The sequence below is a fragment of the Streptomyces halobius genome (genome assembly GCF_023277745.1).
Lineage (GTDB): Bacteria > Actinomycetota > Actinomycetes > Streptomycetales > Streptomycetaceae > Streptomyces > Streptomyces halobius.
Genome location: NZ_CP086322.1, coordinates 6,878,824 through 6,891,374 on the forward strand (window position 1 = coordinate 6,878,824; position 12,551 = coordinate 6,891,374).

At 71.6% G+C, this 12,551-nt stretch carries 11 protein-coding genes and 1 riboswitch; of the genes, 6 read left to right on the top strand and 5 right to left on the bottom strand.

What is annotated here, in order from left to right; all coding sequences use genetic code 11:
- Nucleotides 1-64 precede the first annotated feature (64 nt).
- Both K9S39_RS31270 and K9S39_RS31275 read right to left on the bottom strand, forming a co-directional pair.
- Nucleotides 65-1,402 (bottom strand): prenyltransferase/squalene oxidase repeat-containing protein, encoded by a 1,338-nt coding sequence (locus K9S39_RS31270; RefSeq protein WP_248866691.1) that lies wholly within the window; start codon nucleotides 1,400-1,402, stop codon nucleotides 65-67.
- Between the two features lie 270 nt (nucleotides 1,403-1,672).
- Nucleotides 1,673-1,786: riboswitch (cobalamin riboswitch) on the bottom strand.
- A 45-nt stretch (nucleotides 1,787-1,831) separates the two neighbouring features.
- On the bottom strand, nucleotides 1,832-2,911 hold the full coding sequence (locus tag K9S39_RS31275) for an MBL fold metallo-hydrolase (RefSeq protein ID WP_248866692.1): 1,080 nt from the start codon (nucleotides 2,909-2,911) through the stop codon (nucleotides 1,832-1,834).
- Nucleotides 2,912-3,210: 299 nt separating this feature from the next.
- Here K9S39_RS31275 and K9S39_RS31280 point away from each other — a divergent pair, with 299 nt between their 5' ends.
- Complete coding sequence (locus K9S39_RS31280; protein WP_248866693.1) at nucleotides 3,211-4,668, top strand: aldehyde dehydrogenase; 1,458 nt, start codon at nucleotides 3,211-3,213, stop codon at nucleotides 4,666-4,668.
- Nucleotides 4,668-4,901 (top strand): ferredoxin, encoded by a 234-nt coding sequence (locus tag K9S39_RS31285; RefSeq protein WP_248866694.1) that lies wholly within the window; start codon nucleotides 4,668-4,670, stop codon nucleotides 4,899-4,901. The genes K9S39_RS31280 and K9S39_RS31285 overlap by 1 nt, the downstream gene beginning before the upstream one ends.
- 163 nt (nucleotides 4,902-5,064) lie before the next feature.
- Here the strand turns inward: K9S39_RS31285 and K9S39_RS31290 are convergent, their stop codons facing one another.
- Entirely contained in the window at nucleotides 5,065-5,697 is a 633-nt protein-coding gene (locus K9S39_RS31290) for a TetR family transcriptional regulator (protein WP_248866695.1), read from the bottom strand.
- A gap of 344 nt (nucleotides 5,698-6,041) precedes the next feature.
- On the opposite strand from K9S39_RS31290, the gene K9S39_RS31295 reads away from it, so the two are divergent.
- The 4 genes from K9S39_RS31295 (at nucleotide 6,042) to K9S39_RS31310 (ending at nucleotide 10,199) form a co-directional block, all read left to right on the top strand.
- Nucleotides 6,042-7,472, top strand: a complete 1,431-nt coding sequence (locus K9S39_RS31295) for a glycosyltransferase family 4 protein (RefSeq protein WP_406708175.1) — start codon at nucleotides 6,042-6,044, stop codon at nucleotides 7,470-7,472.
- A 181-nt stretch (nucleotides 7,473-7,653) separates the two neighbouring features.
- Nucleotides 7,654-8,592 (top strand): class I SAM-dependent methyltransferase, encoded by a 939-nt coding sequence (locus tag K9S39_RS31300; protein ID WP_248866696.1) that lies wholly within the window; start codon nucleotides 7,654-7,656, stop codon nucleotides 8,590-8,592.
- Complete coding sequence (locus K9S39_RS31305; protein ID WP_248866697.1) at nucleotides 8,589-9,659, top strand: prenyltransferase/squalene oxidase repeat-containing protein; 1,071 nt, start codon at nucleotides 8,589-8,591, stop codon at nucleotides 9,657-9,659. The genes K9S39_RS31300 and K9S39_RS31305 overlap by 4 nt, the downstream gene beginning before the upstream one ends.
- Before the next feature lie 126 nt (nucleotides 9,660-9,785).
- Nucleotides 9,786-10,199 carry a hypothetical protein gene (locus K9S39_RS31310; RefSeq protein ID WP_248866698.1) on the top strand — a complete coding sequence of 138 codons (414 nt, stop codon included), beginning with the start codon at nucleotides 9,786-9,788 and terminating at the stop codon, nucleotides 10,197-10,199.
- Nucleotides 10,200-10,285: 86 nt separating this feature from the next.
- Here the strand turns inward: K9S39_RS31310 and K9S39_RS31315 are convergent, their stop codons facing one another.
- Together K9S39_RS31315 and K9S39_RS31320 are read right to left on the bottom strand one after the other, a co-directional pair.
- On the bottom strand, nucleotides 10,286-11,296 hold the full coding sequence (locus K9S39_RS31315; RefSeq protein ID WP_248866699.1) for an LLM class F420-dependent oxidoreductase: 1,011 nt from the start codon (nucleotides 11,294-11,296) through the stop codon (nucleotides 10,286-10,288).
- 154 nt (nucleotides 11,297-11,450) lie between these two features.
- Nucleotides 11,451-12,344: a hypothetical protein gene (locus tag K9S39_RS31320; protein WP_248866700.1), complete on the bottom strand. Its 894-nt coding sequence runs from the start codon at nucleotides 12,342-12,344 to the stop codon at nucleotides 11,451-11,453.
- Between the last annotated feature and the right edge of the window lie 207 nt (nucleotides 12,345-12,551).

The following is a 12,551-nucleotide window of genomic DNA, read 5'->3' on the forward strand; positions in this document are numbered from 1 at the left end:
CGCGCCATCAGCCCTGCGACCGGCTCCGCTATCGGTCCCGCCACCGTCATCCCCGAACGCCGCATCAGCGCCCGTTCTTCTTATTGCGGCCGCTCAGCAGGAAGCCGATACCCGCGCCGATCGCGAGCCCGATCCCGATGACCCACCACAGCCCGATGCCGCCTTCCCCGTCCTCGGTGTCCTTCTCCGGCGTCGCCGACGGCTCGGCGCTGCCGGCCGGCTCGGGGCCGGTGCCGTTGAGCGCGGCCACCAGATCCGTGCCCCCGAAGGAGCGCGGGTCGGCACCGGTCGCATGCGCGACGAGCACCAACTGGGCATACGCGGCCGGGCCGTTCCGCTCGGCCCAGTCCGCGGCGTTCTTCTCCAGCCACTCCAGGGGCTGCTGCGCGGCGGCGCCGTGCCCGCCGGCGGCCAGCGCGAGGACGGCGTCCGCCGTGTTGCCCACGTCGGGCTGCTTCTCCGCACCCGGCATCGCGGACAGCAGATGCTGCCCGTTCTTGTCGAGCTGCGCGACGAGGTAGGCGTCCGCGCCCTCCGCGGCCTGCCCGGGATCCCCCTTGCCGTCGTCGCTGCCCTGGCCGTCCTTGCAGGTCAGAGGCTTGACCTTGGCGTCGGCGTGCTTGTTGGCGGGCTCGACGACAAACCCCTTGCCCAGCGCCCCCAGCGCGGCGGCCGCGGTGGCGTCGGCGTTGGGGGGGAGCGCGCCCTTCTGCGGCTGGAAGGCGAACGCCCCACGCTCCTCCTCCTTCGCGTCACACCCCAGCCGGAACGCCAGCAGCCCCTCGTACGGCGTCCTGCCGCCCTTCTCCGACGTCACCGTCTCGGGCTTCCCGCCCGCCGAGGCGAGCGCTCCGATCACCACCGCGGTGGAGTTGGCGTCGCTCGGCGAGCCGGGCATCGAGCTCCAGCCGCCGTCGCCGTTCTGTACGGACTTCAGCCAGGCCACGGCCTTCTTCACGGCGTCGCCGTGCCCACCGAGCGCGGCCAGCGCCTGCACCGCGGCGCCCGTCTGGTTCGTGTCCCGCATCGTCTTGGCGTCGCAGGCCGTGGCCGGATCGGCCCGGAAGGCGGCGAACGCGCCGTCGGCGCACTGCTGCCCGGTGAGCCAGTCGACGGCAGACGTCGCGGGCCGCACCCCCACCGTGTCCTGCGCGAGCAGCGCGAGCGACTGCCGCCATACGCCGTCGTACTGCGGGTCCTTGGTGCCGTAGAGACCGCCGGGCAGCTTCTTCGATGCGGTGGCGGGCGCGGAGCCGGCGGCGGGCGTGGCGAACGCGGCGGGGGCGGCGGCCGCACCCAGCACGGCCGCGACGGCGCATGCTGTGACCGTCCGGCGTGCCAGGACGGCGAAGGGGGTGGCGGCCTGGGGAGCCACAGGAGCCAGGGAAGCCATGGGGGCCATCGGGTCGGTGCCTCTCGGGTCGGTTCGCAGCGGTGATGCGGGGGTGTCGCGGCGCTGATACAGCGGGGTACGCGGCTTCAGCGAATACGCAGCCGCGCTCGGCCGACCCCCGCGCGGCGGTCGCCGGACCGTACGCGGTGGCACCGGGCTCTGCTCCGTATACCTCGACGGTGCCGTCCGCCGGCCGTCCACGGAAGCGGGCGGTCCGGCGGCGGGAGCCTTGGTCGTGCCCCACCGGGTGCTCCGGCTCGTACGGCCGCGTGCGCCGCTGAGCGGTCGCGGTGCGCGGACGGTCGTCCTCACGGTTGCGGGTCAGCGCCGGATTTCCACCGGCTTCCCCCGATCGGGCACACATGAAGTTGTCCCGCACACCTTAACCGGCGCCCGGCCGCGCCTCGCTCTCGCGTACGGCGCTGGCGGCGCAGCCGCTCACACCGCCCGGTACGTCGCCGGGTCGGAGCCCGGTACCAGCTCGGCGTGGCCCAGCTTCACCAGGCGGCGGAGATGAGCCTCGGCCTCCGAGACGGCGATGTTCCGGGACCCGTAGGGGATCTGTTCCCAGGGGCGGTTCCACTCCATGGAGACGGCGAGCTGCCATGGGGTGAGCGGAACGCGGAGCAGCGCCCTCAGCCCGGCGAGCCGCTCTTCGTGGTGCGCGATGAGCTCCCGTACGCGTCCCTCCGCACCGGTGAACGCGTGCTGATGGGCGGGCAGCACCTCAGCGGGCGCGATCCTTCCGACCCGCTCCAGGGAGTCGAGGTAATCGCCCAGGGGGTCGGTGACCTCTCCCACGCTCTCCGGGTCCTCGTACAGCCCGATGTGCGGGGTGATCCCGGGCAGCAGATGATCACCGGAGAAGAGCCGGCCGAAGCCGGGGCGCCTGCTCCCGTCGCCGTGGGCGTCCTTCCCCGGATGCTCCTCCTCCAGATGCAGGCACACATGCCCCGGCGTGTGCCCCGGCGTCCAGATGGCGCGCAGCCGCCGCCCCGGCAGGTCGAGCAGCTCGCCGGGCGCGATCTCCCGGTCCGGCAGCGCGGCCCGCAGTCCGGGCAGCGACCGGCCGCCCCCTTTGGCGCGGGCCTCTCGCAGTGGCGCCAGGTGGTCGTCCGGAGCTCCGGACGTCGCCAGCCTGGCGATCAGGAAGTCCAGCCACTGCCGAGGTTCCGCCTCGCGGGTGCGGCGGACCACGTCCGTGTCGGCGGCGTGCATCGCGATCCAGGCGCCGGACGCCTCCCGGACCTTGGCCGAGAGGCCGTGATGGTCCGGGTGGTGGTGGGTGATCAGTACACCGTGCAGGTCGGTGAGGGTGAAGCCGCACGCGCCGACGCCCGCGACGAGGGTGTCCCAGGCGTCCGGATCGTCCCAGCCGGTGTCGATGAGCACCGGCCCGCGGTCGGTCTCCACGAGGTGGACGAGGGTGTGCCCGAGGGGGTTGTCCGGGATCGGGACGGCGATGCTCCACACTCCGCCCCTGTGGTCGATCACCTGTGGTGCCCCGGCCTCCGACATCCCGTCCCCTCTCGACGCGGCATCCGTCAGCCCACTATAACGAGAACGTGTTTCAATCCGGCCTGAGGAGACCCCATGGGGAGGGGGTGGCGTTCGGCCGCACCGTGGACTCCTCCGTCTGGAACTGGTATCAGTCCCTGTGGGTCGTAATCCTGACGTGGCGTCAGGAGGAGGGGGCGTCATCCGGCCCCATCGCCCACCAGATCCATGCCCCCAACTCCCACCCCCATCGCCCCACCACCCCACCCACCCATCACCCCGAACCCCACCAACCGTCGGACCGTCGGGAGGCGGCAGCCATGAGCGACCTCGACCTCGTCGAGCACGAGAAGCTCTACATAGGCGGTGAGTTGGTCGACCCGGCCGGCAGCGACACGATCGAGGTCGTCTCACCTCACACCGAGCAGGTCATCGGCCGTGTCCCGCACGCCTCGCGGGCCGACGTCGACCGTGCGGTGGCCGCCGCCCGTACGTCCTTCGACTCCGGGGTCTGGGCGAACGCCCCGTTGGCGGACCGGATCACGGTGGTGACCCGTATCAAGGACGCCTTCGCGGCACGCGGCGAGGAGATCGCCAAGGTGATCAGCTCCGAGAACGGCACCCCGTACACGGCCGGCGTGATGGTGCAGTCGCTGGCCGCGACGCTGGTGTGGGACGCCGCGCTCACCGTCGCCCGCGATGCCGCCTTTGAAGAGCGGCGGACCGGAATCCTGGGGCCGCTGATGGTCCGGCGCGAACCGGTCGGAGTGGTCGCGGCCGTCGTGCCGTGGAACGTCCCGCAGTTCACCGCCGCCGCCAAACTCGCGCCGGCGCTGCTGGCCGGCTGTTCGGTGGTGCTGAAGGTATCGCCGGAGACCCCGCTGGACGCGTATCTGCTCGCCGAGATCGCGACCGGGGCCGGGCTGCCGGAAGGGGTGCTGTCGATCCTGCCCGCGGACCGGGAGGTGAGTGAGTACCTGGTCGGCCACCCGGGCGTGGACAAGGTGTCGTTCACCGGCTCGGTGGCGGCGGGCAAACGCGTCATGGAGGTCGCGGCCCGCCATCTCAGCCGCGTCACCCTCGAACTCGGCGGCAAGTCCGCGGCGGTGATCCTGCCGGACGCGGACCTGGACGCGGCGGTGGCCGGCATCGTCCCGTTCGCCTGGATGATCAACGGCCAGGCATGTGTGGCCCAGACGCGGATCCTCGCGCCGCGCGCCCGTTACGACGAGATCGCCGAACGGTTCGCCGCGGCCGCTGACACGCTCACCATGGGCGACCCGCTGGATCCGGCCACCGAGCTGGGCCCGCTCGTCGCCCGACGTCAGCAGCAGCGGGCGCTCGACTACATCGCGCTGGGTCGGCGGGAAGGCGCCAAGGTGCTGGCCGGCGGCGGCAGGCCGAAGGGGCAGCCGACGGGCTGGTACGTCGAGCCGACCCTCTTCGGCGAGGTCGCCAACTCCATGCGGATCGCCCGCGAGGAGATCTTCGGCCCGGTCATCTGTCTGCTGCCGTACGACGACGAGGCGGAGGCGGTACGGATCGCCAACGACTCCGAGTACGGGCTCTCCGGTTCGGTGTGGACGGCCGACGTCGATCACGGCGTCGACATCGCACGGCGGGTGCGTACCGGTACGTACTCGGTGAACACCTTCAGCATCGACATGCTCGGCCCGTTCGGCGGCTACAAGAACTCCGGGATCGGGCGGGAGTTCGGGCCCGAGGGCTTCGCCGAGTATCTGGAGCACAAGACGATCCATCTGCCGGCGGGTGCCTGATGGGGGACCGCTGGCGGGTGGCGGTGGACCGGAGCGTGTGCGTCGGGTCGGGGATGTGCGTCGGCGCGGCGCCGGACGGCTTCCGGCTCGACTCGGCACGGCGGTCGCACCCCGTGGAGCCGGAGGCGGACGCGGCGGAGAGCACGCTGGCGGCGGCGGAGGGGTGTCCCGTGGAGGCGATCAGTATCACCGCCGTCGGCAGCGGTGAGGTGGTGTTCCCACCGGAGGAGTGAGGGGCGGGGGCTGCGGTCCTCTCAGGGTTTTCCCCTAAGGGTTCGGTCGGCCCCCGGTTGACCAACTACCCGAGCTGGCGGGAGGGTTAACGTGCCCTGGCTCCCGGATTCCCTGCTCCGGGCCCCGCATCCGCCCCAGGCGCTCAGTCCCCCGACCCGGTGCTCAGTTCCCCGACCCCGGTGCCGTCACCTCGATCAACCGGCACACCGTCTCGATGTCGATCTTCACCTGGGCGATCGAGGCCCGCCCCGACAGCCAGGTGATCAGTGCCGAGTGCCAGGTGTGCTCGATGACCCGGACCGCGGACAGCTGCTCCGGGGTCGGGGGCCCGTCCAGCCCCATCGCGTCCAGGATGATCGCGGTCGTCAGCCGGGAGACGGTGTCCACCTCCGGGCTGACCGACCGGTCGGCGAAGGTCAGCGCGCGCACCATCGCGTCCGCCAGATGCGGCTCGCGCTGCAGCGCGCGGAACGCCCGCATCAGGGTCTGGGCGACGCGTGCGCCCGGGGCCTCCTCCGTCGGCGGCCGCTTCCGCAGCGTCTCGTGCATGTGCTGCAGCTGGTCCTGCATGGTCGCGACCAGCAGGTGCACCTTGGAGGGGAAGTAGCGGTAGAGGGTGCCGAGCGCGACGCCCGAGGACTCGGCGACCTCTCGCATCTGTACGGCGTCGAAGCCGCCACGGCTGGCCAGTTTGGCGCTGGTGTGCAGGATGCGGCGACGCCGGGCCTCCTGACGCTCGGTCAGGGGAGGACTCGCGGGAAGCGTCGGCCTGGCCGCCTTGGATTCCGTGGTCATGTGTCCCATTCCGTGGCATTCGGTCCGCGATGGGGTGAGTGCCGGTCGTGTGATCGGCACAGCATGGCAGGGGGTCGGGTCGTGGCGCGAATCACCTGGTGCGCCTCTGTTCGCCTCGTTCTCGGCCGGTAGATTCGGAGCTTCCGAACTGGTCGGTAGCCGACCGCCGGGCGATCACCGACCGATCGGTTCTGAAACTTGTTCTAGATTACCGCCAGCGGTTACGCTCCGGCGAAAGTCCAGTGAGAAGGGGGCCGAGCGTGACCGCAGAGGCCGTCCAGGCAGCCGCGCCTCGCCCCGCAGAGGCCCCTTCGGGCGCCGCCCCGGCACACGGCGGCCGGCCGGTGCGCGCCGAGGCCACCGCCGCGAGGGACCACGGGCGTCCGGTGCGCGCCGAAGCCACCACCTCGCAGAACCACGGGCGTCCGGTGCGCGCCGAAGCCACCACCTCGCAGGACCACGGGCGCCCCCTGCGCATCGCGATGCTCACGTATAAGGGGAACCCGTTCTGCGGCGGTCAGGGCGTCTACGTACGCCATCTCTCCCGCGAACTGGCCCGCCTCGGCCACACCGTCGAGGTGATCGGCGCCCAGCCCTACCCCGTCCTCGACGACGGGGTGACGCTGACCGAGCTGCCCAGCCTCGACCTCTATCGCCAGCCCGACCCGTTCCGCACGCCCAAGCGCGGCGAGTACCGCGACTGGATCGACCTCCTCGAAGTCGGCACGATGTGGACCGGAGGCTTCCCCGAGCCGCTGACCTTCTCCCTGCGGGCCCGGCGTCATCTGGCCGCCCGCCGGGGCGAGTTCGATGTCGTGCACGACAACCAGACCCTCGGCTACGGCCTGCTCGGCGGCCCCGGCGCGCTCGGCGCCCCGCTGGTCACCACCATCCACCACCCCATCACCGTCGACCGGCGGCTCGACCTGGACGCCGCCGACGGCTGGAGGAGCCGTGCCTCCGTCCGCCGCTGGTACGGCTTCACCCGGATGCAGAAGCGCGTCGCCCGCCGGCTGCCGTCCGTCCTCACCGTCTCCGGCTCCTCCCGCCAGGAGATCGTCGACGACCTCGGCGTAGGCGAGAGCCGCATCCATGTCGTGCCCATCGGCGCCGACACCGACCTCTTCTCGCCCGACCCGTCCGTCGCCGAGGTGCCCGGCCGGATCGTCACCACCTCCAGCGCCGATGTGCCCCTCAAGGGCCTGATCCACCTCGTCGAGGCGCTCGCCAAGGTCCGCACCGAAAACCCGGACGCGCATCTGGTGGTCGTCGGCAAGCGCGCCGACGACGGGCCGGTCGCCGCCGCCATCGAGCGGCTCGGGCTCTCCGGCGCCATCGAATTCGTCAAGGGCATCAGTGACGCCGAACTCGTCGACCTGGTGCGCGGCGCCGAGATCGCCTGCGTCCCCTCCCTCTACGAGGGCTTCTCGCTTCCCGCCGCCGAGGCGATGGCCACCGGCACTCCGCTCCTCGCCACCACCGGCGGCGCCATCCCCGAAGTCGCGGGCCCTGATGGCGAGACCTGTCTCGCGGTGTCCCCGGGTGACGCGGGCGCGCTCGCGGCCGGACTGCTGCGCCTCCTGGGCGACGCCACGCTGCGCCGCCGTCTCGGCGAGGCCGGCCGGGAACGGGTGCTCGCCCGCTTCACCTGGCGGCAGGCCGCCATCGGCACCGCCGAGCGCTACCGCGAGGCCATCGCCCGCCAGCCGGACCCGGCCGCCGTCGCGCGCACCCGGGGCAGAGCGCCCGCGCCGAGCACCGCCGAACCCGTCTAGTGCGCGGCCCGGCCCCGACCGAGGCCCCGGCACCGACTGCGGCCCAAGTCCCCATCACACACGCCACATACATCACACACGCCACATACATCGCATACGCCGCCGTCCACCCCTTAAGTCCTTCCCGCCGTCCTTCTCCCAGCCACCACCGCCCTGAACCGCCGGACGAAAGCAGAACGCCGTGCTGACCGTCGACTTTTCCCGTTTCCCGCTCGCCCCGGGCGATCGCGTACTCGACCTGGGCTGTGGCGCGGGCCGGCACGCCTTCGAGTGCTACCGGCGCGGCGCGCAGGTCGTCGCCCTCGACCAGAACGGCGACGAGATCCGCGAGGTCGCCAAGTGGTTCGCCGCGATGGAGGAGGCCGGCGAGGCCCCCGCCGGGGCGTCCGCCACCGCCATGGAGGGCGATGCGCTGGCCCTGCCGTTCCCCGATGAGAGCTTCGACGTCGTGATCATCTCCGAGGTCATGGAGCACATTCCGGACGACAAGGGCGTCCTGGCTGAAATGGTAAGGGTGTTGCGGCCCGGCGGCCGGATCGCCGTCACCGTCCCGCGCTACGGCCCGGAGAAGGTCTGCTGGGCGCTGAGTGACGCCTACCACGAGGTCGAGGGCGGCCATATCCGCATCTACCGCGCCGACGAGCTGCTCGCCAGGATGCGTGAGGCAGGACTGGAGCCGTACGGCACCCACCACGCGCACGCGCTGCACAGCCCCTACTGGTGGCTGAAATGTGCCTTCGGGGTGGACAACGAGAAGGCCCTGCCGGTGAAGGCGTACCACAAGCTGCTGGTCTGGGACATCATGAAGAAGCCGGTGGCCACCCGGCTCGCCGAGCAGGCGCTCAACCCCGTCATCGGCAAGAGCTTCGTCGCCTACGCCACCAAGCCGCACCTCCCGGAGACGGCGGCCACCACGGAAGCCACGACGCCGGCCACGGAAGCCACGGCGGCAACCACCGCCAAGACCACCACGGCCACCCAGGGCACGAAGTCCGCCAAGAACACCACGGCCACCAAGGGCACGAAGGCCACGAAGTCCACCAAGGGCGCCAAGGCCGCGAAGTCCACCTCCCGGGCCACCGAGAACGCCAACACCCCCGCCTCGGGGGCCGCCAAGTGACGACTCCCGGGCGTACCGAACGGCTGGTCCTGCCAGGGGTGCTCACCGCCGAAGACGCGGTCCGCACCGTCGCCGGCATCGTGGCGACCCAGCGCGAGGACGGCGCGATCCCGTGGTTCCGCGGCCACCACCTCGACCCGTGGGACCACACCGAGGCCGCCATGGCCCTGGACGCGGCCGGCGAACACGAGCGCGCCGAGGCCGCGTACGACTGGCTGGTGCGGCATCAGAACCCGGACGGGTCCTGGTATGCGGCCTACGCGGACGGGGACGGCCAGGCCCCCACCGACCGGGGCCGCGAAACCAACTTCTGCGCCTACATCGCCGTCGGCGTCTGGCACCACTACCTCTCCACGAGCGACGAAACCTTCCTCGACCGCATGTGGCCCGCCGTGTACGCGGCGATCGAATACGTCCTGGAGCTCCAGCAGCCCGGCGGTGAGATCGGCTGGAAACGCGAGGACGACGGCACCCCTGTCAACGACGCGCTGCTGACCGGCTCGTCATCCGTCTACCAGGCGCTGCGCTGCGCCCTCGCGCTCGCCGAACAGCGCGAGGAGCCGCAACCCGACTGGGAACTGGCCCTCGGCCGCCTCGGCCACGCCCTACGCCGGCACCCCGAACGGTTCCTGGACAAGTCCCGATATTCCATGGACTGGTACTACCCGGTCCTGGGCGGCGCGCTACGGGGACCGGAGGCCACCGCCCGCATCGACGCCGACTGGGAGCGCTTCGTCGTACCCGGCCTCGGCGTGCGCTGTGTGGTGCCCAACCCGTGGGTGACCGGCGGGGAGAGCGCTGAACTGGCCCTCGCGCTCTGGGCGATGGGGGAGTCCGAACGCGCCGTGCAGATCCTCAAGTGGATCCAGCATCTCCGCGCCGAGGACGGCATGTACTGGACCGGCTATGTCTTCGACGACGAGGCGATCTGGCCACGCGAACTGACGTCCTGGACGGCCGGCTCACTGCTCCTCGCCGTGGCCGCGCTGGGCGGCGACGAGGCCACCACCTCGGTCTTCGGCGGTGAGGGGCTACCAACGGGCCTGGACCCGGACTGCTGCAGGTAAGGGGACGGCCGGTGGGCAAAGGGATGTCCTGTTACGGGTAGGTACGGCAGCGCCGCCCCGACAATGCGCCGCCGGCCCGTAATAGAGAAGGCTGAACCATGGGGCCGCGCGTTATCGTGCGGCCCCATGACACTTCAGGGCTCGCTTACCCATGAGCGCTACTGCTCCGAACTTCTCGCCGAGGTCCCGCACGAGGTCGCCGCCGACTGTCTGGAGGAATGGCTCCAGTTGTGTGCCCTGCCCATGGTCGCGGAGCGGTGGGCGGCCGGCGGAAAGAAGCTCTTCGGGCCCGGCCGCAGCATCGGGCTGCACGCCACCGACAGCCCGCCCGGACTGCACGCCGAGTGGTTCCTCGACCTGACGGGCGAGCGGCTCACCCACCGCCGCACCCACGAGAAGGCGGCGGTCACGCTGCGCGGCCGGCTCACCGACGTCCTGCGCGTCTTCTACCGGAGGCTGCCCGCCGACAGTGACCGGGTCGAGGTCCTGGGCGACCGCGCGCTCCTCGACCGGTGGCTGGAGGCGGCATCCTTCGCATGATCCATGCCCTCGCATGATCCATGCCCTCGCATGACCCGTGTTTTCGCATGAAACCGCGTCTTCGCCAGAGCCGCGTCGGTCCCGCGTCAGGAGTTCAGCTCCGCCAGCACCCGCAACGTGTCCCGGTCCGGGGCGGTGACCAGCAGATCGGTCACCGGTCCGGCACGCCACAACTCCAGCCGTTCCGCGATCCGTTCGCGCGGGCCGACGAGCGAGATCTCATCGGCGAAGGCGTCCGGGACGGCGTGTACGGCCTCGTCCCTGCGGCCCTGGAGGAAGAGGTCCTGGACGCGTCTCGCCTCCTCCTCGAAGCCCATGCGGGCCATCAGGTCGGCGTGGAAATTCCTGGCCGCGTGCCCCATGCCGCCGATGTAGAAGCCCAGCATCGCCTTCACCGGCAGCAGGCCCTCGGTGACGTCGTCACAGACCACGGCGCGTGCCATCGGAGCGATACGGAAACCCTCCGAAGCGTCTGCCAGCGATGCCCGGTAGACATCGGTACGCATCGGTGACCAGTACAGCGGCAGCCAGCCGTCCGCGATCCGGGTCGTCTGGGCGATGTTCTTGGGGCCTTCCGCGCCCAGCAGGATGGGCAGTTCTGCGCGCAGCGGGTGGGTGATGGGCTTGAGGGGCTTGCCGAGGCCGGTGCCGTCCGTGCCGCGGTAGGGGTGCGGGTGGAAGAGGCCGTCCACTTCCACCGGCCCTTCCCTGCGCAGCACTTGGCGGATGACGTCGACGTACTCGCGGGTCGCGGTCAGCGGGCTCTGGGGGAACGGCCGCCCGTACCATCCCTCGACGACCTGCGGACCGGACAGCCCGAGGCCGAGCATCATCCGTCCGCCGGAGAGATGGTCGAGGGTGAGCGCGTGCATCGCGGTGGCGGTGGGGGTGCGGGCGGCCATCTGCGCGATGCCGGTGCCCAGGGCGATCCGGGAGGTGTGGGCGGCGATCCAGGTGAGCGCGGTGAAGGCGTCCGAGCCCCAGGCTTCCGCGGTCCATACCGAGTCGTAGCCCAGGCGCTCGGCCTCTTGGGCGAGTTCGAGGTGCCGGGGGTCGGGGTCGCGGCCCCAGTAGCCCAGTGCCAGACCGAGTCGCATACGGCTCGCCTCTCCACGGGAGCACACTTGAGTCTCCTGACGCGCCGTCAGTCTGCTGTGTGTGGGCGCACTGTACGACCCGCCCGCGGGCAACGCAACGGCCCCCCGCCCGCGAGGGGCGAGGGGCCGTGAAAGGACCGCTGTGCGTCCGGGGTCAGCCGCGCTGAATACCGGTGGTGTCCTGCAGGACGCCGCGCCGGCCGTCCTGGGTCTGCGCGATCAGGGCCTGGCCGCGCTGCTCCACCGCGAGGTACCAGGTGCCGGGCGCCAGTTCGGCGATCGGCGACGGCGAACCGTCCTCGCCGTAGAGCGGGCGCGCGACGGGCACCGCGAACCAGAACGGCGCGAAGTCCGAGGGGGCACCGCCCGCCGGGGTGGCAGCCGCCGGGGCCGCGGCCTGCGCGGCGTCGGCCACGCCGCCGGCCGGAGCCGGCTGGCCGCCGTAACCCGGCTGACCCGGCTGGCCGGGCTGAGGCTGACCGGCCTGGGGCTGCTGACCGCCCGGGTAGCCGTACCCCTGCGACGGCTGCTGGACACCGGGGTAGCCGTAACCCTGGCCGGGGACCGCGCCGTACGGAGAAGGGGCCGGCTTCGGGGCGCCGACCAGGGCGACCTTCAGCGCGGGCACCAGCGGGGTGGCCACCGCGCCGCCGGCCAGGATCAGGGCGGCGATCAGGCCGACGATCAGGCCGGCACCGGCGTTGTTGGCGTCGATGATGGTCCAGAACGCCGTCCACGCGGAGAAGATGGTGAGGCCGACACCGAGCTGGGAGAGGTCGAGACCGGCGACCTTGCGCGGCTGCGACAGTGCCCGACCGAGGACGATGAGCCCCATACCGATCACGCCGGCGAGGTACATGCTCATGACGATGGGCAGTACGTCCCAGGCGTTCCCGCTGTCGTAGTTCGCCGCTTGCTGTTCGCAGTACTTGGCATACGGACCGGAGCAGTCCGGACCGCCGGAGAAATCGAGGAACGAGGCGATGAACAGCAACACCGCTGCTCCGATCACCACGCCGTCGCCTCTAGTGAGGGAGCGGATGTTCACGTAAGGGTCCTTTGTCGGTTTCGAGGAACTGGTCGTCGCTGTCGCTGGCGCGCGGTGCGGGGCACGGCGGAGGCCCTCCATCGTAAAGGGGAACCTATCGCCGAGTCCGCCGGGCCGTCTTCTTGATATCGACGGGTTACGGGGGCCGGGCGGGTGAGCGGGCCGGAGCGGTATCGGCGGTTGTGCCGGGGCCGGCCGGTGTCCGCG

Bases quoted from the DNA above. Each gene is read 5' to 3' on its own strand.
- K9S39_RS31270 (WP_248866691.1), bottom strand. From the start codon at position 1,402: ATGGCCCCCATGGCTTCCCTGGCTCCTGTGGCTCCCCAGGCCGCCACC.
- K9S39_RS31275 (WP_248866692.1), bottom strand. From the start codon at position 2,911: ATGTCGGAGGCCGGGGCACCACAGGTGATCGACCACAGGGGCGGAGTG.
- K9S39_RS31280 (WP_248866693.1), top strand. From the start codon at position 3,211: ATGAGCGACCTCGACCTCGTCGAGCACGAGAAGCTCTACATAGGCGGT.
- K9S39_RS31285 (WP_248866694.1), top strand. From the start codon at position 4,668: ATGGGGGACCGCTGGCGGGTGGCGGTGGACCGGAGCGTGTGCGTCGGG.
- K9S39_RS31290 (WP_248866695.1), bottom strand. From the start codon at position 5,697: ATGACCACGGAATCCAAGGCGGCCAGGCCGACGCTTCCCGCGAGTCCT.
- K9S39_RS31310 (WP_248866698.1), top strand. From the start codon at position 9,786: ATGACACTTCAGGGCTCGCTTACCCATGAGCGCTACTGCTCCGAACTT.
- K9S39_RS31315 (WP_248866699.1), bottom strand. From the start codon at position 11,296: ATGCGACTCGGTCTGGCACTGGGCTACTGGGGCCGCGACCCCGACCCC.